The 21,332-nt window shown below is 70.6% G+C and carries 19 protein-coding genes and 1 pseudogene; 10 read left to right on the top strand and 10 right to left on the bottom strand.

Translation table 11 applies throughout. The features are described from left to right. Positions 1-25 precede the first annotated feature (25 nt). The 4 genes from AC1C2R_RS02765 to AC1C2R_RS02750 all read right to left on the bottom strand — a co-directional run bounded on the left by AC1C2R_RS02765 (position 26) and on the right by AC1C2R_RS02750 (position 3,241). Complete coding sequence (locus AC1C2R_RS02765; RefSeq protein ID WP_495378864.1) at positions 26-1,138, bottom strand: sulfate/molybdate ABC transporter ATP-binding protein; 1,113 nt, start codon at positions 1,136-1,138, stop codon at positions 26-28. Further along, the gene (locus AC1C2R_RS02760; protein ID WP_495353183.1) at positions 1,135-1,896 is read right to left on the bottom strand and encodes an ABC transporter permease; all 762 of its coding nucleotides are present in this window, start codon (positions 1,894-1,896) and stop codon (positions 1,135-1,137) included. The genes AC1C2R_RS02765 and AC1C2R_RS02760 overlap by 4 nt, the downstream gene beginning before the upstream one ends. Positions 1,897-1,988: 92 nt before the next feature. Beyond that, positions 1,989-2,837, bottom strand: coding sequence for a molybdate ABC transporter substrate-binding protein (gene modA, locus AC1C2R_RS02755; protein ID WP_495378863.1), 849 nt, complete (start codon positions 2,835-2,837; stop codon positions 1,989-1,991). Next, a complete protein-coding gene (locus AC1C2R_RS02750; RefSeq protein ID WP_495351011.1) occupies positions 2,834-3,241 on the bottom strand; it encodes a TOBE domain-containing protein in 408 nt (135 codons plus the stop codon). The genes modA and AC1C2R_RS02750 overlap by 4 nt, the downstream gene beginning before the upstream one ends. Before the next feature lie 88 nt (positions 3,242-3,329). Between AC1C2R_RS02750 and AC1C2R_RS02745 the strand changes: the two genes are divergently transcribed. Then, the gene (locus AC1C2R_RS02745) at positions 3,330-3,863 is read left to right on the top strand and encodes a nucleoside deaminase (protein WP_495378862.1); all 534 of its coding nucleotides are present in this window, start codon (positions 3,330-3,332) and stop codon (positions 3,861-3,863) included. On the opposite strand, the gene xdhC is transcribed toward AC1C2R_RS02745, so the two are convergent. From xdhC to AC1C2R_RS02730, 3 genes are read right to left on the bottom strand one after another with little or no spacing between them, the layout of a single operon-like run. Further along, positions 3,857-4,735 carry a xanthine dehydrogenase accessory protein XdhC gene (xdhC, locus tag AC1C2R_RS02740; RefSeq protein WP_495351009.1) on the bottom strand — a complete coding sequence of 293 codons (879 nt, stop codon included), beginning with the start codon at positions 4,733-4,735 and terminating at the stop codon, positions 3,857-3,859. The genes AC1C2R_RS02745 and xdhC overlap by 7 nt on opposite strands. Before the next feature lie 16 nt (positions 4,736-4,751). Next, positions 4,752-7,121 (bottom strand): xanthine dehydrogenase molybdopterin binding subunit, encoded by a 2,370-nt coding sequence (gene xdhB / locus AC1C2R_RS02735; RefSeq protein ID WP_495378861.1) that lies wholly within the window; start codon positions 7,119-7,121, stop codon positions 4,752-4,754. Next, on the bottom strand, positions 7,118-8,593 hold the full coding sequence (locus AC1C2R_RS02730; protein ID WP_495378860.1) for a xanthine dehydrogenase small subunit: 1,476 nt from the start codon (positions 8,591-8,593) through the stop codon (positions 7,118-7,120). Before AC1C2R_RS02730 ends, xdhB begins: the two co-directional genes overlap by 4 nt. 124 nt (positions 8,594-8,717) lie before the next feature. Here AC1C2R_RS02730 and aceB point away from each other — a divergent pair, with 124 nt between their 5' ends. The 9 genes and pseudogenes from aceB (at position 8,718) to AC1C2R_RS02685 (ending at position 18,113) form a co-directional block, all read left to right on the top strand. Continuing rightward, the gene (aceB, locus tag AC1C2R_RS02725; protein WP_495378859.1) at positions 8,718-10,316 is read left to right on the top strand and encodes a malate synthase A; all 1,599 of its coding nucleotides are present in this window, start codon (positions 8,718-8,720) and stop codon (positions 10,314-10,316) included. Positions 10,317-10,318: 2 nt separating this feature from the next. Continuing rightward, positions 10,319-11,581 carry a DUF6986 family protein gene (locus AC1C2R_RS02720; RefSeq protein WP_495380365.1) on the top strand — a complete coding sequence of 421 codons (1,263 nt, stop codon included), beginning with the start codon at positions 10,319-10,321 and terminating at the stop codon, positions 11,579-11,581. Next, positions 11,578-12,429, top strand: a complete 852-nt coding sequence (locus AC1C2R_RS02715) for a bifunctional allantoicase/(S)-ureidoglycine aminohydrolase (protein ID WP_495378858.1) — start codon at positions 11,578-11,580, stop codon at positions 12,427-12,429. Before AC1C2R_RS02720 ends, AC1C2R_RS02715 begins: the two co-directional genes overlap by 4 nt. Beyond that, positions 12,426-13,805 (top strand): annotated as a pseudogene (gene allB, locus AC1C2R_RS02710) (allantoinase AllB); the annotation flags it as partial. The gene AC1C2R_RS02715 and the pseudogene allB, both read left to right, overlap by 4 nt. A gap of 33 nt (positions 13,806-13,838) precedes the next feature. Then, complete coding sequence (gene uraD / locus AC1C2R_RS02705; protein WP_495380364.1) at positions 13,839-14,333, top strand: 2-oxo-4-hydroxy-4-carboxy-5-ureidoimidazoline decarboxylase; 495 nt, start codon at positions 13,839-13,841, stop codon at positions 14,331-14,333. Beyond that, a complete protein-coding gene (uraH, locus tag AC1C2R_RS02700; RefSeq protein ID WP_495351004.1) occupies positions 14,330-14,677 on the top strand; it encodes a hydroxyisourate hydrolase in 348 nt (115 codons plus the stop codon). Before uraD ends, uraH begins: the two co-directional genes overlap by 4 nt. Positions 14,678-14,679: 2 nt before the next feature. Further along, positions 14,680-15,579, top strand: coding sequence for a factor-independent urate hydroxylase (gene pucL, locus AC1C2R_RS02695; RefSeq protein WP_495378857.1), 900 nt, complete (start codon positions 14,680-14,682; stop codon positions 15,577-15,579). A gap of 61 nt (positions 15,580-15,640) precedes the next feature. Next, complete coding sequence (locus AC1C2R_RS02690; protein ID WP_495378856.1) at positions 15,641-16,915, top strand: saccharopine dehydrogenase family protein; 1,275 nt, start codon at positions 15,641-15,643, stop codon at positions 16,913-16,915. 304 nt (positions 16,916-17,219) lie between these two features. Next, the gene (locus tag AC1C2R_RS02685) at positions 17,220-18,113 is read left to right on the top strand and encodes a DUF559 domain-containing protein (protein ID WP_495378855.1); all 894 of its coding nucleotides are present in this window, start codon (positions 17,220-17,222) and stop codon (positions 18,111-18,113) included. A 115-nt stretch (positions 18,114-18,228) separates the two neighbouring features. On the opposite strand, the gene AC1C2R_RS02680 is transcribed toward AC1C2R_RS02685, so the two are convergent. The 3 genes from AC1C2R_RS02680 to AC1C2R_RS02670 form a co-directional block, all read right to left on the bottom strand. Continuing rightward, positions 18,229-19,074 carry an aminoglycoside phosphotransferase family protein gene (locus AC1C2R_RS02680; RefSeq protein ID WP_495378854.1) on the bottom strand — a complete coding sequence of 282 codons (846 nt, stop codon included), beginning with the start codon at positions 19,072-19,074 and terminating at the stop codon, positions 18,229-18,231. Then, the gene (gene ligD, locus AC1C2R_RS02675) at positions 19,071-20,312 is read right to left on the bottom strand and encodes a non-homologous end-joining DNA ligase (RefSeq protein ID WP_495350999.1); all 1,242 of its coding nucleotides are present in this window, start codon (positions 20,310-20,312) and stop codon (positions 19,071-19,073) included. Before ligD ends, AC1C2R_RS02680 begins: the two co-directional genes overlap by 4 nt. 103 nt (positions 20,313-20,415) lie before the next feature. Then, positions 20,416-21,321: a helix-turn-helix domain-containing protein gene (locus AC1C2R_RS02670; protein ID WP_495378853.1), complete on the bottom strand. Its 906-nt coding sequence runs from the start codon at positions 21,319-21,321 to the stop codon at positions 20,416-20,418. Positions 21,322-21,332 lie beyond the last annotated feature (11 nt).

Here is a 21,332-nt window from a genome sequence, read left to right as displayed (position 1 = left end):
TCGTGGCGTCCACCGTAACACCGCTTCAGGGGCGCGCTCGCACCGAGACATCCGCCGCCGGAATGGCGAACGCGAGCCGTGCGCCGGTCGCGAGGTCGAGCGAGACCGCTGCCGCCGACGGCACGTCGACGGCGAGCTCCGGATGTTCGGCGACGCCGATGCGCACACCGCCGGGCACCGGTCGCAGCGTCGCGACGGTGCCGCTCCAGCGATTGGGGGCGGATGCCGCGGGCTCCTGCGTCGTCGCCGGCCCGACCTGCACCGCCCCAGGGCTGAACACCGCCGATGCCGGTGCGCCGGCCGCGATGCGCTCACCCGTGCCGTGCAGCACGAGGGATGCACCGGCGTTCGCCACGACACCGCCGTCGCGGTCGCCGATGCCGGTCACGAGGTTCACCCCCGCGAGCGCGGCGACGAACGGCGTCGCGGGGTGGCCGAGCACCTCGGCAGTCGTCCCGTGCTGCACGATGCGGCCGTCGTGCAGCACGGCAGCGCGGTGCGCCAGAACGATCGCATCGAGCGGGTCGTGCGTGACGAGCAGCGTCGGGAGCGGCTCGTGCCACGGCTGCTCGGCGAGGAGACTGCGCATCTCGGTGGCGGTCTGCACGTCGAGGGCGGCGAAGGGCTCGTCGAGCAGCAGCAGCCGGGGTCGCGCCGCGAGTGTGCGGGCGAGCGCGACGCGCTGCTGCTGACCGCCCGAGAGCGCCGAGGGACGGCGAGCGGCCAACTCGGCGAGACCCACACGTTCGAGCCACAGCCGTGCGGACTCGCGAGCGGCGCCCGCGCGTTCGCCTTGCGCGCGGGGGCCGAAGGCGACGTTCTCGAGCGCGCTGAGGTGGGGGAAGAGTAACGGCTGCTGGCCGAGCAGTCCCACTCGGCGGCGCTCGAGGGCGACGCCGTGCCGCGAACGGCGAGCGCCGGCCCGGCTCAACTGTCGACCGCCGACCCGTACGAACCCGGCGTCGGGTTCGATACGACCCGCGATGCTCTGCAGCAGCGTGGACTTGCCCGAGCCGTTCGGCCCGAGCACCGCGAGGATCTCTCCGGGCGACACCCGGAGCGACACGTCGAGCACGAATCGGCCGACCACCGTGGTGACGTCGGCGATGAGCCCGGCGGATGCATCGGCGCTCGTCATCGCGGGGCATCCGCTCGCCAGCCGCGCATCACGAGGAGCACCGCGACCGCGACGGCGATGAGCATGAGCGAGAGGGCGATCGCCGTGTCTTCGCGCACTCCCGCACCGTTGAACGCCGTGTAGATCGCGAGCGGCATCGTGCGGGTCGTGCCCGCGGCATTTCCGGCGAAGAGGGCGGTGGCACCGAACTCACCGAGGGCGCGAGCGAAGCACAGCACCGTGCCGGCGAGCAGGCCGGGGCCCACGAGCGGCAGGGTGATGCGGCGGAATACGGTGAACCGGCTCGCACCGAGGCCGGCCCCGACGAGTTCGAACCCGGTGCCGGCCGTGCGCAGGGCACCCTCGACCGAGATCACGAGGAACGGCAGCGCGACGAAGGCCTGTGCGATGACCACGGCCGCGGTCGTGAACGGAACGCGGAGGCCGAGCACCTCGAGGGCCCCGCCGAACACTCCGTTGCGCCCGAGGAGTGCGAGCAGGGCGATGCCACCCACGAGCGGCGGCAACACGAGCGGGAGGGTGGCGAGCGTTCTGAGCACGGCGGCAACACCGCGGGAACTCCGCGCGATGACGAGTGCGAGCGGCACGCCGAGCACCACGCAGATCGCGGTCGCGATGCTCGCCGTGATGAGTGAGAGGCCCAAGGCCTCGAGCGCGGCGGGGGAGGTGACGGCGGCCGGCACGCCCGCCCAATCGAGCCGCACGAGCAGTGCCGCGAGCGGCAGCACGAGCAGCGCCGTACCGAGCCCAGCGGGCAGGTAGAGCCACGAAGGGAAGCGCGCGCCGAGTGCACCGCGCGATCGCGCATCGGGCGGCGGGGCGACGGCGCCCGAGACGGCGTCGAATGCGGTCACGGCCGGCCGAACCCGAACGCCGTCAGCACCTCGGCGCCCTCTGAAGAGCGCACGAATTCAACGAATGCCCGCGCGGCCTCGGGGTTCGCCGCCTCGGCCAGCGCCGCGATCGGGTAGGTGTTCGTCGCGACATCCGCCCCTTGGATCGGAATGCCGTCGATTTCGCCGGCCGCCGCCGCGATGTCGGTGACGTAGACGAGTCCGGCGTCTGCTTCGCCCGAGCGCACCTTCGTGAGCACGGCGCTGACGTTCTGCTCCTCGCTCGCGGGCGTCACCGTGACGCCCGCGGCGCCGAGGAGCGTCGCCGCGGCGCCGCCGCACGGCACCTCGGGAGCGCACATGACGACGAGCGGGTCACCGGATGCCTCGTCGGAGAGGTCGTCGAGACCCTCGACGCCGATCGGATTGCCGGGCTGCACCGCGATCTCGAGCACGTTCGTCGCGAACACCTCGGGCTCTCCCTCGATGAGGCCCGAGTCGTCGACCTTGGCGAGGTTGTGCTCATCGGCCGAGGCGAAGACGTCGGCCGCGGCCCCCTCGATGAGCTGCGTTGCGAGCGTCGAGGAACCGTCGTACGTGATCGGCGCGACGTCGAGTGCGGGATGCAACGCTTCGAACCGCGTGGCGAGTTCGTCGAAGGCGCCACTGAGCGATGCGGCGGCGTAGACCGTGAGCTCGCCGCTCAGCTCGGATTGCGGACCCTCGGCGGCCGACGTGTTCGTCGCGTCGGCACCGGTGCATGCCGCCGTGGTGCAGCCGCTCAGCGTGAGGGCGGCGATCGCGGCGGCGACGACGCCGGCGGCCGTGCCGGCGGCGACCGAAAGACGGCGTGCGCGGCGGGTCATTCGCCCGGTTCCTTGTCGGTCTCGAGGATGACCATGGTCGCCTTGATCACGGCAACGCTCTTGGAACCCACCTCGAGCCGCAGCTCGCGGGCGGCCTCGGCCGACATGAGCGAGACGACCCGGTGCGGCCCGCACTGCAGCTCGACCTGGGCCATGAGTCCGTCGATCTCGACGCGCGTGACGAGACCGACGAATCGGTTGCGGGCACTGCGGTGCACGTGGCTGCGGTCCTCGACCGCCGAAGCGACAGCGACGGCCCGCTCGGCGAGTTCACGGCCCGGTACGACCTGTCGCCCCGAGGCATCCTTCTCGGTGCTGAGCAGACCGTCTTGCACCCACCTGCGGATGGTGTCATCGCTCACGCCGACGAGCGAGGCCGCTTCACTGATCCGATACTGCGCCATGAAAGCGACGATAGATCCGCAGATGCGGAATCGCAACACAACGACGTGAGACTTCGCCGCCTAGCATGGACACAGCAGGGAGGCTTCCATGGATCCGTTCGACAGCTCGCTCCAGTCAGGTTCCGCTACCGGTCACGCCGACACCGAACGTGCGACCGGGTACCTCGCCCACGCAGTCGACATCGCCACGGCGAATGTGCAGAACGGCGGCGGACCGTTCGGCGCGATCGTCGTCGCTGCCGATGGGCAGGTATTCGAGGGAGTCAATCGCGTCACTGCGAACCTCGACCCGACCGCCCACGCGGAGGTCACGGCGATTCGTGCCGCATGCCAGGGGCTCGGCACTTTCGACCTGAGCGGTGCAACGCTCTACTCGAGCTGCGAACCGTGCCCCATGTGTCTCGCCTCGTCGCTGTGGGCTCGCATCGACCGCGTCTACTTCGCGGCGGACCGCGACGACGCGGCGGACGCCGGCTTCGACGATGCTGTCTTCTATCGCTACTTCGAGGGTGGTGAGGAGGACCGCCGGACCATGCCGGTCGGCAACATCGACCTCGGCCACGAGCGGAGCGTCGCCCCGTTCACGGCATGGAAGCACAACGCCGCGCGCATCGACTACTGACCGGTTTTGCTCGCCCGCGCTGCAGGCTCGGCATGCTCAGCGGGCGCGTGCGCCATCGCCTGCTCCTCGATCTGTTGCAGCACGCGCGCTGCAACACTCACCGCGATCGCGGCGGGATCCTTCGAGCTGATGCCGGCGATGCCGATGGGGGTTGCGACGCGCGCGAGTGACGCGTCATCGTGGCCGGCCTCGCGGAGCCGCTGCTCGAAGCGCGCCCATTTCGATCTCGAGCCGATCAACCCGATCGAGGCGACTCCGTCGGTGCTGAGGGCGGCCTCGACGATCGAGAGGTCTTCGACGTGATCGTGCGTCATGACGAGCACGTGGGTGCCCGGGGGGAGCAGCATGAGCGCCGACTCGGGCACGGGCAGGCGGTGGAGGAGCACGGTGGCCTGCGCATCGGCGAGGGGGCCGCTCGACCCCGATACGCCGATCCGTGCAGGGGCGAGCATCTCGGGCCGGGAGTCGACGAGATGGAGTTCGATCTGTTGTCGGCTGAGGATGCGCGCGAGCTCGAGCCCGACGTGGCCGATTCCGAAGACGCCGACCGAGGGAACGACTCGAACAGGTTCGAGCAGCATGGTGACCTCTCCTCCGCAGCATTGCACGCCGTATTCCGTCGTGGCCTTGTCGCTCAGTGTGAGCGTCAACAGTTCGGGCTCGGCGGCGCCGGCCCTGAGCATCTCGCGGGCGCGGTCGATCGCCGTGGCCTCGAGGTTGCCTCCGCCGACCGTGCCGAACAGCGAGTCGGCCGAGACGACCAGTTTCGCGCCGCCGTTGCGGGGTGCGTGCCCGCGCACCATCGCCATCGTCACGATCACCGATGGGGTGCGTGCCGCCCGCAGCCGCTGCACGGCCTCCAACCAGTCCATGATCACGTCCTGCCGCTCAGCGGTCGGTGCGCTCGCCGGCATGCCGGGCGGCTTCGACCGCCCAGAACACGGCCTCGGGTGTCGCCGGTGAGGCGAGCTCGACGCTGTGGCCGGCGGGGCCGAACGCCCCGACCGCCTCGCGGATCGCCTCGCGCACGCTGAAGGCGAGCATGAGCGGCGGTTCGCCCACGGCCTTCGACCCGTACACGACGCCGTCTTCCGTCGCCTGCTCGAAGAAGTGCACGTTGAACACCTCGGGCATCTCGGAGAAGCTCGGCAGCTTGTAGGTGCTGGCCGACTGGGTGAGGAGGCGGCCCCGACCATGCCCGTCGGTCTCGTCCCAGCGAAGCTCCTCGAGGGTGAGCCATCCGGCACCCTGTACGAAGCCGCCCTCGATCTGGCCGAGGTCGACGAGCGGCGAGAGGGAGTCGCCGACGTCGTGCACGATGTCGACGCGGCGGGTGCGGGAGGCGCCCGTGAACCCGTCGAGTTCGACCTCCGTCGCGGCGGCGCCGTAGGCGAAGTACTTGAACGGCTCGCCCTGCATCCGCTCGGTGTCCCAGTGCAGCCCCTCGGTGCGGTAGAAGCCCGCAGCCCAGAGCTGCACGCGCTGGTCGTAGGCGCCCGTCACCACCTCGGCGAAGGTGAGCGAGGGGGCGGATGCTTCGGCGGGGCCGCCGGCCGACGCCCCGAGCCTTCCGACCCGGCCGCCCGAGAACCGCACGTCGCGCTCGTCGACGCCGAGCATCCGACCGGCCACTGCGGCGAGCCGGTCGCGGATCTGCTCGCACGCGTGCTTCACGGCGCCGCCGTTGAGATCGGCGCTCGAGGAGGCTGCAGTGGCGGAGGTGTTCGGAACCTTGTCGGTACGCGTCGGGGCGAGGCGCACCGTGTCGCGCGTCACGCCGAGGGCGGTCGCCGCAACCTGCAGCATCTTCGTGTGCAGGCCCTGTCCCATTTCGGTGCCGCCGTGGTTGATCAGCACCGAGCCGTCCTTGTAGACGTGCACGAGCGCGCCGGCTTGGTTGTACGCGGTGAGCGTGAACGAGATTCCGAACTTCACGGGCGTGACGGCGAGCGCGCGTTTCACATCGGCGTGATCGGCGTTGAACGCGGCGATCTCCGCGCGGCGCTCGTCGAACGCGCTCTCGTCGCGCACCCGGGACCAGATCGATCTGAGCCGTTCGGCGTGGCGCACGGGCTGGCCGTACGGCGTCGTCTGCCCGGGCTCGTAGAAGTTGCGTTCCCGGAGCGTCGCGGCGTCGATGCCGAGGATCGGCGCGACCCGGCCGAGGATGTCCTCGATCACGAACATCCCCTGCGGGCCGCCGAAGCCGCGGAACGCGGTCTGCGAGGTCTTGTTCGTCTTCGCGATGCGGCCCTGGGCGACGAAGTGCGGGATCCAGTAGGCGTTGTCGACGTGGCAGAGTGCACGGCCCATGACGGGCTCGGAGAGGTCGAGGCTCCAACCGCCGTCGGCCGTGAGCGTCGTCGCTAGGGCGAGGATCCGCCCTTCGTCGTCGAATCCCGCCTTCCACTCGATGCGGAACGGATGCCGCTTGCCGGTCATCGTGAGGTCGTGCGTGCGGTTCAGGCGCAGGCGCACCGGGCGGCCCGTGAGTCGTGCGCCGAGCGCGGCGATCGCTGCGAACCCGTGCGGCTGCATCTCCTTGCCGCCGAAGCCGCCGCCCATGCGCAGGCACTGCACGGTGACCCGGTTGCTCGGAACTCCGAGCACGTGGGCGACGATCTCCTGCGTCTCGGAGGGGTGCTGCGTGCTGCACTCGACGAAGACCTGGCCCTCGGAGTCGATGTGCGCGAGAGACGCGTGCGTCTCGAGGTAGAAGTGCTCTTGGCCGCCGACCTCGGCGGCGCCCTCGAATACGTGCGGCGCGGTGGCGAGCGCGGACTCGGGGTCGCCGCGACGTACGGTGCGGGGGATCCCCTGGAACGACCCGGCTTCGATGGCATCGGCCACCGTGATGATGGAGGGCAGCGGCTCGTACGCGACGTGAACCGCAGCCGCGCCCTGCCGAGCTGCGTCGGCCGTCTCGGCGAGCACCCAGGCGAGCGCATGGCCGTGGAACATGGCCTCGCGCGGGAAGAGCGGCTCATCGTGTTTGACTCCGGCGTCGTTGACGCCGGGCACGTCGTCGGCGGTGAGCACCCGCACGACGCCGGGCACGTCGAGGGCGCGCCGAGCATCGAGCGCGACCATCGCGTGGGCGTGTTCGGACTGCACCGGCCACGCGGTGAGCACCCCGACCCGGCGGGCGGCGAGGTCGTCGGTGTACACCGCCGTGCCGGTCGCGTGCAGCGCGGCGCTCTCGTGGGGGATTCGGGTGCCGACGACGGGGTTCGCGGGGCGCGCGGCGAGTTCGGTCACGAGGCCGCCTCCTCGGCGTTGTGTGCGGGCCCGTGGTACAGCTTCAGCAGCGCGTTCTGCAGCATGACGGACCGGTATTCGGCGCTCGCCCGATGGTCCGACATCGGCGTCCCCTCCGACCCGAGCACGGATGCCGCGGCGCGAACCGTCTCGACATCCCATCGTCGGCCGAGGAGGAGCGCCTCGGTGGCGCGAGCACGAATGGGAGTGGCCGCGACGCCGCCGAGTCCGATTCGCGCCGACGCGACGACGCCATCGTCGAGGTCGACGGCGAAGCCCACCCCAACGCTCGAGATGTCGTCGAAGCGTCGTTTCGCGACCTTGTGGAAGGCGGTGATGCGCGCCTGCGGCACTGGGATGCGCACGGCCCGGATGAGCTCGTCGGCGCGTCGCACCGTCTGCCGGTAGCCGGTGAAGTACTCGGCGAGGTCGACATCGCGCTCGCCGTCGGCCGAGACGAGGACGACGCGTGCTCCGAGGGCGAGGAGCGCGGGCGCGGTGTCGCCGATGGGTGAGGCGGTGCCGAGGTTGCCGCCGACCGTGGCACGGTTGCGGATGAGCGGGGAGGCGAACTGCGGGAACAGCTCGCCGAGCAGCGGCACGCGGCCGTCGAGGCGGCGTTCGATCTCGGCGAGAGTGAGGGCTGCGCCGATCTCGACGAACGCTTCACCGAAGCTGAGTGTGCGCAGTTCCCGCAGCCGCTCGATCGCGAGCGTGAGCGCGGCCCGACGCCCGCGGAGATTCACCTCGACACCCCAGTCGGTCGCGCCCGCCACGACGGCCGCATCGGGCTCGTCGCGCAGCACTCGAAGTGCCTCGGCGAGGGATGCCGGACGCAGGAAGCGCTCGCCGTCGACCTCGAGCCTGGTCGCGCGAACTTCGGGTGCGGGCTGTGCGCGTCGCACCGCGAGAGGGTCGCTCGGCTCGGGATCGCCGAGCGCGTACGCGGCATCCCGGATCGGCCGGTAGCCGGTGCAGCGGCAGAGGTTGCCGCTCAGCGCGTGCAGGTCGAACCCGTTCGGGCCGAACTCCGCCCCAGCCTCACCCAGCCCTCCCGAACTGCCCGACTTCGACGAGAGCTGGGCAACTCGAGACGGGCGATAGAACTCGGCGGCCATGCTGCAGGCGAATCCGGGCGTGCAGTATCCGCATTGCGAACCGCCCGTCTCGACGAGACCGGCCTGCACCGGGTGCAACGAGTCGGGGGAGCCGAGCCCCTCTGCGGTGACGAGCTCCTGCCCATCGAGCGCGGCGGCCGCGACGAGGCAGGCATCGACCGCCGTCCACTCCGTGCCGCCATGCCCGTCGGATGTCGCGAGCAGCACGGAGCACGCGCCGCACTCGCCCTCGGCGCATCCTTCTTTGGCGCCCGTGAGACCGATCTCGCGCAGCCAGTCGAGCGCCGTCGTGTGCGGTGTGATGCCCCGCAACGAGCGCTCCCGCCCGTTGACCGTCACAGCGATGTGATCCATGGTCTCTCCTCGTGCCGCGAGTCTACGCCGCAGCATTCCCGACATTCCGGTTACGTCGCGACGGCATCTGCGCGAAGATGAGCTGAGCATCTGGACCACATCCCTCGAAGGGAGCGGCAGCCGCATGACCATCGAGTTCGCCCGTGCCGACGACGTCGCGGGCGGCGAGGAGATCCTCACCGCCGACGCGCTCGCCTTCGTCGAGGAACTGCATCGCCGTTTCGACGCTCGACGTCGCGAGCTGCTCGCCGCGAGGCACGCCCGCCGCGAGCGCATCGCGAGCGGCGAACGGCTCGACTTCCTCCGAGAGACCGCAGAGGTCCGTGAGCGCGAGTGGCGGGTGCCTGCCGCGCCTGGAGCACTCCTCGATCGCCGGGTCGAGATCACCGGCCCCGCGTCGCCCGCGAAGATGGCGGTCAACGCACTGAACTCGGGCGCCCGGGTGTGGCTCGCCGACCTCGAGGACGCGTCGAGCCCGACCTGGGGCAACGTCGTCGGCAGCATCCTGAACCTCCGCGATGCCGCGCGCGGCACGCTCGCCTTCACCTCGCCCGAGGGCAAGGCGTACACGCTTCGCACCGACATCCGACGCCCGACGGTCGTCACCCGGCCGCGCGGCTGGCACCTGCCCGAGCGTCACGTGCTCATCGACGGCGAGCGGGGCTCGGGCTCGCTCGTCGACTTCGGGCTGCACTTCTTCCACACAGCGCGCCGGCTCATCGAGAACGGCCACGGCCCCTACTACTACCTGCCCAAGCTCGAGAGCCACCTCGAGGCGAGGCTCTGGAACGACGTGTTCGTGTTCGCGCAAGGGGCGCTCGGCATCCCGCGCGGCAGCGTGCGCGCGACCGTGCTCATCGAGACGATCCCCGCGGCGTTCGAGATGGACGAGATCCTCTTCGAACTGCGCGAGCACGCCTCGGGCCTGAACGCCGGCCGGTGGGACTACCTGTTCAGTCTCATCAAGGTGTTCCGTGACGCCGGGCCCGAGTTCATCGTGCCCGACCGAGCCTCGGTCTCGATGACCGCGCCCTTCATGCGTGCATATACCGAGCTCCTCGTGAAGACCTGCCATCGACGCGGTGCCGTGGCGATGGGCGGCATGTCGGCTTTCGTGCCGAATCGCGCCGACCCCGAAGTGACGGCCGCCGCGTTCGAGAAGGTCCGCGCAGACAAGACCCGCGAGGCGAATGACGGATTCGACGGATCCTGGGTCGCGCACCCCGACCTCGTGCCCGTCTGCCGCGAAGTCTTCGACACCGTACTCGGCGACCGGCCGAACCAGATCGACCGGTTGCGGCCCGAGGTCGAGGTCACCGCGGCGCAATTGCTCGACGTCGCCTCCGCGGCAGGAGAGGTCACCGAGGCCGGTCTTCGCGACAACCTCTCCATCGCCGTCGCGTACACAGCGGTGTGGCTCTCGGGCAACGGCGCGGTCGCACTCCACAACCTCATGGAGGATGCCGCGACGGCCGAGATCTCACGCTCACAGGTGTGGCAGCAACGACACCACCGCGTCGTGCTCGCCGACACCGGGCGAACGGTGACACGCGACCTCGTCAGCGCCGCGCTCGCCGAAGAGGTCGAGGCGCTCCGCCCCGGCGTGACGCCCGAACGCTTCGTCGCCTACTACGAGCCCGCGGCCCAGCTCGTCGCCCAGCTCTGCCTCGGGGGCGCCTACGTCGACTTCCTCACCCTGCCCGCCTACGAGTTGCTGGAGTGAGCGTGCGCACCGTGCTGCGTGCTGCCGAGCTCGCCACGATCGAAGCCCGCCTCGCCGCGAGCGACCGGCTGCTCGCGACCGCGTACCCGGGCGACGACGGATCGCGTCAGCCAGTGCACACCGTCTATGTGCCCGCCGACCGGTTCACGCCCGAGCTGTCCGTCGAATGGGGGCGGGCAGCGCTCGTCGCGGCCGACCGGTTCGGAGGGCTCGAAGCGCTCGCCGTCGAAGTCGGGCTCAACGCCGCGCTCGCGGCCGAGGTGGCGCCCCTCGTGCGAGACAAGCTCGACCGCGAACCGATCGAGGATCTGCGCATCGACTTCGAGGACGGCTACGGCGAACGCAGCGACGACGTCGAGGACGCCGACGCGGTCCGCGCCGCGAGACGGGTGCTCGCCGCGGCGGGCGCCGGATTCTCACCGCCGTTCATCGGCATCCGGTTCAAGAGCTTCGAAGCGGCGACGAGGGCCCGCGGCATCCGCACGCTCGACGTGTTCGTGACCGCCCTCATGGAGCGCGGCGGCCTGCCGAGCGGCCTGATGCTGACGCTGCCGAAGGTCTCGACCGTCGAGCAGGTCGAGGCGATGGCGGAGATCGCGGCGGCCCTCGAGAGCGCGCACGGACTGGCCGAGGGGCGGCTCAGGTTCGAGGTGCAGGTCGAGACGCCGCAGCTGGTGCTCGGCGCCGACGGCACATCGCCGGTCGCGAAGCTGCCACTCGCTGCGCCCGGCCGCATCAGTGGGCTGCACTACGGCACCTACGACTACAGTGCCGCGCTGCAGATCGCAGCGGGCCACCAGTCGCTGGAGCACCCGGCTGCTGACCTCGCGAAGGGCGTCATGCAGCTCGCGGTCGCGGGCACGGGGATCCGGCTCTCCGACGGTTCGACGAACATCCTGCCGGTCGGCGATCGAGCCGCAGAGGCGTGGCGGCTGCACGCCAGGCTCGTACAGCGGTCACTCGAGCGCGGTTTCCCCCAAGGCTGGGACCTGCACGCCCACCAGCTGCCGACGCGGTTCATCGCGACCTACGCGTTCTACCGCGACGGGTACCCCGAGGCATCCGCCCGACTTCGCGATCACCGCGCCGGCATCGCCGGTGCCGTGCTCGACGAGCCGGCCACTGTGCGGGCGCTCGCGGGCTTCGTGCTTCGTGGCGTGCGCTGCGGCGCGATCTCCGTCGCCGAGGTCACCGCCGGCACTGGCCTCGACGAGGGGGCACTCGTCGGGCTCGCACAACCGAGACGCCACCAGGAGGTCGCATGAGCTACTTCACCCCGCAGGGCGGGCTGCCCGCCCAGACCGAACTGCTCACCGACCGTGCGATCGTGACCGAGGCGTACACGGTGATCCCGAAGGGCGTGCTGCGCGACATCGTCACGAGCCGGCTGCCGGGGTTCGCGAAGTCCCGATCGTGGATCCTCGCGCGACCGATCGCCGGCTTCGCGACGACCTTCTCCCAGCTCATCGTCGAGATCGCGCCGGGCGGTAGCGCCCCGCACCCCGAGCAGGAGCGGGGGGTCGAGGGCGTCGTGTTCGTGACCTCCGGCGAACTCGGCCTGACGCTCGCCGGGCAGCGCCACGTGCTCGGGCCCGGCGGCTACGCCTATCTCGCGGCGGGATCCGAGTGGTCGCTCGCGAACGACGGCGCCGTGCTCACGAGCTTCCACTGGATCCGCAAGGCCTACGAGCCGCTCGAGGGCGTGGGGCCACCCGCGTCGTTCATCTCGAGCGATGCCGAGGTGACGCCCGACGAGATGGCGGGCACCGATGGCGCCTGGGCGACGAGCCGGTTCGTCGATCCCGACGACCTCGCGCACGACATGCACGTGAACATCGTCTCGTTCCAGCCGGGCGGGTCGATCCCGTTCGCCGAGACGCACGTCATGGAGCACGGTCTCTTCGTGCTCGAGGGCAAGGGCGTCTACCGGCTGAACGGGGACTGGGTCGAAGTCGAGGCGGGCGACTTCATGTGGCTCAGGGCGTTCTGCCCCCAGGCCTGCTACGCCGGCGGGCCCGGGCCATTCCGGTACCTGCTGTACAAAGACGTCAATCGGCAGGTGCGGCTGACGGGCCCTGCCGCGGCCGGCCGGCAGCCGAGCGAACTGCGATGACGGATGCCGCGGGGCCCGACCCCGATCTCAACCTCGACTTCGACTTCGACCTGGTGCTGAGGGGCGATCGGGTGTTCGTCGACGGTGCGTTCTCCCCCGCGGAGGTCGGTGTACGCGACGGCGTCGTGGTGCGCATTGCAGCACTCGGCGCCGGGCTCGGTACCGGGCTCGGCGGCGGGCGCGTCGTGCAGCTCGCCGATGACGAGGTGCTGATCCCCGGGCTCGTCGACACGCATGTGCACGTCGACGAGCCCGGCCGCACCGAATGGGAGGGGTTCGCCTCGGCGACGCGGGCGGCCGCGGCGGGCGGCGTCACGACGATCATCGACATGCCGCTCAACAGCATCCCGCCGACGACGAACGTCGCGGCGTTGGCAGTGAAGCGTGCTGCGGCCGAGGGCCAGGTCTTCGTCGACGTCGGGTTCTGGGGCGGTGCGGTGCCCGGCAATGCGGCCGACCTCGAGCCGCTCGTCGCCGAGGGCGTGTTCGGGTTCAAGTGCTTCCTCGTCTCCTCGGGGGTCGACGAGTTCCCCGCCCTCAGCGCCGACGAGATGGAGGCCGCGATGTCGGTGCTCGCCGGTGCCGGCGATTCGCTCCTCGTCGTGCATGCGGAAGACGCAGCCGTCATCGACGCGGCGCCCCACCGGCACGGCCCCGCCTACGCCGACTTCCTCGCCTCCCGCCCGCGCGAGGCCGAGGGCGTGGCCATCGCCGCCGTCATCGCCCGGGCAGCACGCACCGGGGTGCGCGCCCACATCGTGCACCTGAGCGCGGCCGACGCCCTCGACCGGATCGCGGCTGCCAAGCGTCACGGCGTGCGGCTCACCGTCGAGACGTGCCCGCACTACCTCGTGCTCGCCGCCGAAGAGGTGCCGCCGGGAGCCACCGAGTTCAAGTGCTGTCCGCCGATCCGCGAGGCCGAAAACCGCGATGCCATCTGGCAGGGTCTCGAGCAGGGCGTCATCGACTTCGTGGTCTCCGACCATTCACCAGCCCCGGCCGAACTGAAGCACGCGGGCGACGGCGACTTCGAGGTGGCCTGGGGCGGCATCGCCTCACTCCAGCTCGGACTGCCCCTCGTGTGGACGGAAGCGAGGCGCCGCGGCATCCCGCTCGCCAGGGTCGTCGAGTGGATGTCGACGGCGCCGGCCCGGCGCGTCGGTCTCACGACCAAGGGCCGCATCATCGAGGGGGCCGCGGCCGACTTCGCCGTCGTCGCCCCCGACGCGACGTTCACGGTCGATGCCGAGTCGCTCGAGCACCGGCACCCGATCACGCCGTACGACGGTCGCGAGCTCACGGGCGTCGTGCGGGCCGCGTACCTCGCAGGCGAGCCGATCGACCGCGCGACGCCGCGCGGCCGACTGCTGCGCCGGGACGCCCCGGGGCAAGGGGAGCGGGGACGCATCATGCTGCTTGAGGAGTTCGACGCCGCCGACAGGGAGACGGCGATCGCGCTGCTGCGGGCCTGCCTCGACGTCAACCGCTGGTGCGAGGACGTCGCCGACGGGCGCCCCTACGGCTCCGTCGGCGAGCTCGCCGCGCGCGCGGGCACCGCGGCGGCGCCGTTCACCGCCGAGGAGGTCGACGCGGCGCTCGCGCGGCATCCCCGCATCGGCGAGCGCGCTGTGGGCGAGCGCCGCGAGGCGGCGTTCTCACGAGCCGAACAGGCCGGAGTCGACCCGCACGACGCCTCCGTCGCCGCAGCTCTCGCCGCGGGCAACGCCGCGTACGAGCGCCGGTTCGGCCGGATCTTCCTCATCCGGGCGGCGGGCCGCACGTCGAGCGAGATACTCGAGGTGCTGACCGTGCGACTTGGCCACACGAGCGCCGAGGAGGACCTCGTCGTCGCCGAGCAGCTGCGCCAGATCGCCGTGCTGCGACTGAAGGGACTCTTCGCATGAGCACTTCCCGGATCACCACGCACGTGCTCGACACGACGGTCGGTCGCCCGGCCGAGGGCGTCGCCGTCGAGCTCCACGCCCGCGACGGCGTCGGTGACGGTTGGCGTCTCGTCGCGACATCCGTCACCGATGCCGACGGTCGCGCGACCCGGCTCGGCCCCGAGACGATCGCGGCCGGGGAGTACCGGTTGAGCTTCGACACAGGCGCGTACTTCGCCGCTCGAGACACCGAGACGTTCTACCCGGGAGTGCAGATCAGCTTCGTCGTGGCCGACGACGGACGGCATGTGCACGTGCCGCTCCTGTTGAGCCCGTTCGCGTATTCGAGCTACCGAGGGAGTTGACCATGAACGACCCCGCCATCGTGCTCGGGCCGAACCAGTACGGCAAGGCCGAGGTTCGCGTCGTGAAGGTCACCCGCGATACGGCGCGGCACGAGATCGAAGACCTGAGCGTCACCTCTCAGCTGCGGGGCGACTTCGACGCGGCGCACCTCGTCGGCGACAACTCGCATGTCGTCGCCACCGACACGCAGAAGAACACCGTCTTCGCGTTCGCCCGCGAGGGAATCGGTTCGCCCGAGGCGTTCCTCCTGCGCCTCGCCGATCACTTCACCTCGTCGTTCGACTGGGTGACCGGCGGCCGCTGGGAGGCCGAGAGCTTCTCGTGGCAGCGCATCCAGGCGCACGGGGCGCCGCACGACCACTCCTTCGTGCGCTCGGGGCAGGAGACCCGCACCGCGCTCGTCGTCGCCGACGGCTCCGACCGGCATGTCATCGCCGGGCTCAAGGGGCTCACGGTGCTCAAGACCACGCAGTCGGGCTTCGAGGGTTTTCCCAGAGACCGGTACACGACCCTGCAGGAGACGACCGACCGCATCCTCGCAACGGATGTCGCCGCCAGATGGCGGTACTCCAGCGCCGACGTCGAGTACAACGACGTCTACGACAGCGTGCGGGCCCTGCTGCTCGAGGCGTTCACGGAGGGGTACTCGGCGGCGCTGCAGAGGACCCTCTTCGACATGGGCGCACGCGTGCTCGAAGCGCACCCAGAGATCGCCGAGATCCGCTTCTCGATGCCGAACAAGCACCACTTCGTCGTCGACCTCGGCGCGTTCGGCCTCGACAACCCGAATGAGGTGTTCTTCGCGGCCGACCGGCCCTACGGTCTCATCGAGGCGACGGTCACCCGCGAGGGCCTCGTTCCCGCGGCCGTCGCCTGGGAGGGCATCGCGGGCTTCTGCTGAGGCGGTGATACGGGCGGTATCGACCGTTGGCGCCTGCGCCGGGTCACGATAGCGTCGGCTCATGCGCATCCTCCTCGTCGGCGCCGGAGGCGTCGGAGACTCCATCGCCAAGATCGCCGCTCGCCGAGACTTCTTCGAGTTGCTCGTGATCGCCGACTACGACGAGACCCGCGCCGAGCGCACGCTCGCGTGGATCCGCGCCAAGCACGGTGACGAGGTCGCGAGTCGATTCGATACCGCCCAGATCGACGCGAGCGACCCCTACGTCGTCACTGCCGTCGCCCTCGAGTTCGATGCGACGCACGTGATGAACGCGGTCGAGCCGAAGTTCGTGCCGTCGATCTTCGCCGGAGCGCTCGCTGCGGGAGCCGACTACCTCGACATGGCGATGAGCCTGTCAGAGCCGCATCCGGTCGCCCCGTACGACATCACGGGTGTGAAGCTCGGCGACGACCAGTTCGCACAATCGGGTGACTGGGATGCCGCGGGCCGGCTCGCCCTCGTGGGCATGGGCGTCGAGCCGGGCCTCAGCGACGTGTTCGCCCGGTACGCCGCCGATCACCTCTTCGCCGAGATCGACGAGCTCGGCGTGCGCGACGGCGCGAACCTCGTGGTCACCGACGAGGCGGGAAACGAGATCTTCGCGCCCTCGTTCTCGATCTGGACCACGATCGAGGAGTGCCTGAATCCGCCGGTCATCTGGGAGAAGGATGCGGGCTGGTTCACCACCCCGCCGTTCTCCGAGCCCGAGGTGTTCGTCTTCCCCGAGGGCATCGGGCCGGTCGAGTGCGTCAACGTCGAGCACGAAGAGGTGCTGCTCATGCCGCGCTGGATCGACGCGAAACGCGTCACCTTCAAGTACGGCCTCGGTGCCGAGTTCATCAACGTGCTGCAGGTGCTGCACCTGCTCGGCCTCGACTCGACGAGCCCCGTCAGAGTACGCAGCGACGACGGCCCGGTGCACGTCGCCCCGCGCGACGTGGTGGCCGCGTCCCTGCCCGACCCCGCAACGATCGGCCCGCGCATGACGGGCAAGACCTGCGCCGGGCTCTGGGTCACGGGCATCGGCATCGACGGGCGACCGCGCGAAGTGTACCTGTACCACGTCGCCGACAACGAATGGACGATGGCCGAGTACGACAGCCAGTGCGTGGTCTGGCAGACCGCGCTGAACCCCGTCATCGCCCTCGAGCTCCTCGCGACCGGTGCGTGGTCGGGCCGGGGCGTGCTCGGACCCGAAGCCTTCGACGCCGCACCCTTCCTCGACCTCATGGCCCGCCCCATCACCGACGGCGGCTACGGCCAACCCTGGGGCTTCGAAGACCGCCTCGCCTGAGCCTCGCCGCGTCCGCCCGTTTCCCGTCCGTCCCTCCGTTTCCCGTCCGTCCCTCGCCTCGTCCGCCCGTTTCCCGTCCGTCCCTCGCCCTCGCTCCATCCCCGCACATTCCCTATCCCCTTCGTACCCCCTTCGTCGAAAGTGCGCTTCGTGTCGCTCTGATCTCATCGAAGCGACCGGAAGCGCACTTTCGATGATGATCTGGCGACGACCGACTCGCTCGGGCTGTGGACAACGCGGATTCGGTTCCACAGGCGGCCCGAGAACGACACCGACCACTCGCAGGATCGTCGAGGGTGGGTGCATGCGCGCACCCTCACCGCTCCCCGCGAGCATCGGTTCAGGACCGTTCACCCTTGCCACGGCGCGTGCAGCGGGTGTGACCGCAGCGCGTCTCCGCTCGAGGGATCTCGTCGTTCCGTTCCGGGGCATCCGCTCATCGTCGACGATGCACGGGCGCTTCGCGCTGTGCGAGGCGTATTCCCTCCGACTCGGACCGACCGAGGCGTTCAGTCACGCGACCGCTGCCGAGCTCTGGGGCCTTCCGCTCCCGTGGAGGGTGCAGGCCGATCCGCGTCTGCACACCGTGGTGTGGAACGGCGCACATCCGACGCGTGCCGGTGCCGTCATCGGCCACCGGGCGCACGTTGAACCGCGGATCGCGCGGCGACGAGGCCTGCGGGTCGTCGCTGCAGCGGATGCGTGGTGCCAGCTCGCCGCCGACCTCGATGAGCGCGACCTCATCGTCGCGGGCGATCGGCTGATCGGCCTGCCGCGAGCGCTTGCGAGCGAATCCGAGATCGATGCGGCGATCACTCGGTACGGGGGCAAGCGCGGTGCTCGTGCACTGCGCCGGGCACGCGCGCGCCTCAGGCCGCGATCCGAGTCGCCTCGGGAGACCCTCCTGCGCCTCGATGTGATCGACGCGGGATTCCCCGAACCGGAGCCGAACGGCGTCATCGATCTTGCGTCCGGACGCAGGACGCGCGCCGATCTCGTGTTCGGCGCGTGCCGCGTGATTCTCGAGTACGACGGCCAGCACCACCGAGCGGATGCGGCTCAATGGGCGAAGGACGTCGATCGGCTGAACGAACTCGCGGCGAATGGATGGATCGTCATCCGGGTGAACAAGGACACACGTCGAAGCGAGGTTTTCGGGCTCCTTCGTCACGCGCTGGTCACCCGCGGCTGGGCATGAGGCGTGGCGGGGCACAGTCATGGGGCATCGAGAGTGCGCGTCGGGTTGCTTCATCCGCCTGAGAACGACGTGACGCGCACTCTCGATGGAGTCGAGGGGGCGACGCGAGGGCGGGTCAGATGAGCGCGAGCGCGCGCTCGCCGATCGCCGCGATCGAGTCGGCGTGCATCGGGTCGTCGTCGATCGCGAACCACGTCGATGAGAGCGCGCACCACGCGACGAGCCAGCGTGCGAATCGGGCCGGATCGAGCGCGCTGGCCGCGATGACCACGCCGAACTGCCGCTCGAGCCGCCCGGGCAGGAGCGCGCGTTCGTACGACGGATTGCTGAGCACGTTGCAGTAGTCGAACGCGCTCTCGCCGACGAGCCCCTTGGGGTCGATGGCGAGCCATCCCCGGTCGCCGAAGTCGAGCACGTTGCCGTGGTGCAGGTCACCGTGCAGCACCACCTCATCGAGCGGATCCGCGAACAGTTCCCTGGCCAGATCAGCACCCCGACGGTGCAACGCGCCCAGGTCGTCGGCGCGAGCGAAGAGTTCGCGGAACCACGTCGGCAGGTCCACGAGCGGAGACGGGGCGGCGAGGAGCGGCTCGAGGGGCGCCTGGTGGATGCGATCGGCCGCCTCGCAGAGCACGCGGGTGGCATCGTCGTCGTGCCCGAGCTCGACCATTCGAACGAGATCCCGGGTTCCCGTCGCTCGCTCGAGCAGCACCGCGGGCCCGAGCCGCCGCAACACGCGCGCGACGCCCTCGCCCTCCAACCGCTCGAGCAGTTCGCCGCCGCGTTCCTCCTCGTCGACGTGGGCGATCTTCAGCATCGCTGATTCACCGTCCTCCGTGCGCACGGGCATGAGCGTGCTCGACGCGGTGGTGCGGGCATCGCCGTCGGCGCGCAGCCGCCATCGGCGCAGCCACGCGACATCCGCTCCGTGTCCGGGATCGACGGGGCCCAGGTCGCTCACGACTGCGGTCGATCGTCGCCGCGGCCCGCCCACGGGTCGTAGTCCGCTTCGAGTGCCTCTTGCGCCGGTCGCGACGCCTCGGGCACGTGTTGCAGGTTCACCCGGATGCGGTACCAGAGCGACGAGCTTCCACGCATGCCGTCGACGAGCACGTCGGCGGGTTCGAGCAGCGCCGCGGCGTCGACGTGCTTCGCCTTCCACCGCTCGAGGGCATCGAGCGCCTCGGGCTTGGTCTTCGTGCGTGCGATCTCGATGAGCGGCATGGTCGACGCGCGACGGCCCGAGCCGTCTCCGCGCGCGGGAGGCTTTTCGGCCGGACCGAGCTCCTCTGCTCGTCGGAGCAGCGCGTCGAGGCTTCCGGCGGCCTCGTCGATGCCGGCCGCGACGTCGCCGCGCTCGGCGAATCGCTCGAGCACGGTCGGCACGGTGAATCGCTCGGGATGGCTGTCACGCACCTCCTCCCAGTCGAGCGGCGTCGAAACGCGGGCATCGGGCACGGCCCGTACCGAGTATGCGGATGCCACGGTGCGATCCTTCGCGTTCTGGTTGAAGTCGACGAAGACGCTCTCGCCGCGCTCCTCCTTCCACCATCGTGCGCTCGCAAGACCCGGGGCCCGCAGCTCGACCTCGCGGGCGAGCGTCTCAGCGGCCAGCCGCACGTCGTGGTAGTTCCACCGTGGCTCGATGCGCACAGAGATGTGCATGCCCCGCGAACCCGAGGTCTTCGGCCATCCGACGAGACCGTGGTCGGCGAGCACCTCGCGCGAGATCATCGCGACATCGACGATCTGCGACCAGTCGACGCCCGGCATCGGGTCGAGGTCCACCCGTAGTTCGTCGGGGTGGTCGAGGTCTTCGGCGCGAACCGGGTGCGGGTTGAGGTCGATGCAGCCGAGGTTCACGACCCACGCGAGCGCCGCGGCATCCCGAACCACGACCTCTTCGGCCGAATTTCCCGAGGCGTAGTGCAGAGTCGCAGTCTCGATCCACTCCGGCCGGTTCTCGGGGGCGCGCTTCTGGAAGAACGCCTCCTGGTCGATGCCCTTGACGAAGCGCTTCAGCACCATCGGCCGGCCGGCCGCACCGCGCAGCGCGCCGTCGGCCACGGCCAGGTAGTACCGCACGAGGTCGAGCTTGGTGAGGCCCAGCTCTGGGAAGACGAGCTTGCCCGGGCTCGAGATGCGCACCTCTCGGTCGCCGATCTCGAGCATCTCGGCCGTACTCGCCTTCGGGCTCACACCTCCACACTATGGCGAGGCCCGCACGATGGCGAGGCCCGCACTATGGCGAGGCCGACGCTCTGGCGAGGCCGGCGAGAGCGGGAGACCCCGGGTCACCCGCTCAGCCGGCGGTGGCGGCCGATCGCGCGGCGAGCGCGTAGCGGCGCGGGGTCTGGCCGATCACGGCACGGAACTGCCGGGTGAAGTGCGCCTGGTCGGCGAATCCCAGCGTCGCGGCGAGTTCGGCGAGCGGCGGCGGGTCGGATGTCGCGAGCAGCTGCGCCGCCTCCTGCATGCGGTATCGGCTGATCAGCCATTTCGGGGTGAGGCCGACGCGCTCGCGAACGAGCCGCTCGAGTGCGCGCAGGCTGAGCCCCGTTGCGCGCGCGAGGTCGTCGGCTCGGAGGATCATCCGATCGGCTTCAGCGAGCTCGACGACCTGTCGCACGAGGGCGGCATCCGCGTCGAGCTCGATGCACTGCGCCGCCAGCCACCGCTCGAACACCGTGATCGCGCCGCCGTCGTCATCCGCGGCGATCGCGCGGCGAACGGATGTCGCGAGCCCCGAGGCATCCGTCACCCGCAGTTCTTCGAGCGCCACCGAGGAGCCGACGAGCGACCGCACGGTGCCCGGTACCAGCCGGTGTGCAACGCCGGGTTGCAGCAGCGCGCCGAACGCCCATCCCTCGCCCTCGAGGCGTTGGCGACCGCGACCGAGCTCGGGGCCGTACAGTGCCGCGGTGTCGCGCTCGATCACGAGGTTCGCCGACGGGTACTCGAGGATTTCCTGCTCGACGACGACACCGGGCGGAAGTCGCCAGCGAGGAATCCAGACGTGACGCACGAGCCCGGCGAGCTCGGGACTCACCGGGTACCGCGTGAGGCGCACCGGCGCCTCGGCTGACCGTGCCTGCTCGGCGGCATCGCCCGCGAGCGGCGCGATGCCCGGCTCGCCGCCGCGCGGCGCGAGCACGCCCTTCGTGGCAGCTCCGGCGCGTGAGCGCCAGTAGTCGTCGGTGCGGGGCATGCCCCCAGTAT

Source organism: Agromyces sp. Y182 (genome assembly GCF_059445385.1).
The sequence above is the reverse complement of the archived record's forward strand: the minus strand, read 5'-3'. Positions and strand labels throughout refer to the sequence as shown.

Excerpts from the sequence above, each read along its gene's own strand:
- AC1C2R_RS02765 (WP_495378864.1), bottom strand. The coding sequence starts at position 1,138 with ATGACGAGCGCCGATGCATCCGCCGGGCTCATCGCCGACGTCACCACG.
- modA (WP_495378863.1), bottom strand. The coding sequence starts at position 2,837 with ATGACCCGCCGCGCACGCCGTCTTTCGGTCGCCGCCGGCACGGCCGCC.
- AC1C2R_RS02750 (WP_495351011.1), bottom strand. The coding sequence starts at position 3,241 with ATGGCGCAGTATCGGATCAGTGAAGCGGCCTCGCTCGTCGGCGTGAGC.
- AC1C2R_RS02745 (WP_495378862.1), top strand. The coding sequence starts at position 3,330 with ATGGATCCGTTCGACAGCTCGCTCCAGTCAGGTTCCGCTACCGGTCAC.
- xdhC (WP_495351009.1), bottom strand. The coding sequence starts at position 4,735 with ATGGACTGGTTGGAGGCCGTGCAGCGGCTGCGGGCGGCACGCACCCCA.
- AC1C2R_RS02730 (WP_495378860.1), bottom strand. The coding sequence starts at position 8,593 with ATGGATCACATCGCTGTGACGGTCAACGGGCGGGAGCGCTCGTTGCGG.
- aceB (WP_495378859.1), top strand. The coding sequence starts at position 8,718 with ATGACCATCGAGTTCGCCCGTGCCGACGACGTCGCGGGCGGCGAGGAG.
- AC1C2R_RS02715 (WP_495378858.1), top strand. The coding sequence starts at position 11,578 with ATGAGCTACTTCACCCCGCAGGGCGGGCTGCCCGCCCAGACCGAACTG.
- uraD (WP_495380364.1), top strand. The coding sequence starts at position 13,839 with ATGCTGCTTGAGGAGTTCGACGCCGCCGACAGGGAGACGGCGATCGCG.
- uraH (WP_495351004.1), top strand. The coding sequence starts at position 14,330 with ATGAGCACTTCCCGGATCACCACGCACGTGCTCGACACGACGGTCGGT.
- pucL (WP_495378857.1), top strand. The coding sequence starts at position 14,680 with ATGAACGACCCCGCCATCGTGCTCGGGCCGAACCAGTACGGCAAGGCC.
- AC1C2R_RS02690 (WP_495378856.1), top strand. The coding sequence starts at position 15,641 with ATGCGCATCCTCCTCGTCGGCGCCGGAGGCGTCGGAGACTCCATCGCC.
- AC1C2R_RS02685 (WP_495378855.1), top strand. The coding sequence starts at position 17,220 with ATGCGCGCACCCTCACCGCTCCCCGCGAGCATCGGTTCAGGACCGTTC.
- AC1C2R_RS02670 (WP_495378853.1), bottom strand. The coding sequence starts at position 21,321 with ATGCCCCGCACCGACGACTACTGGCGCTCACGCGCCGGAGCTGCCACG.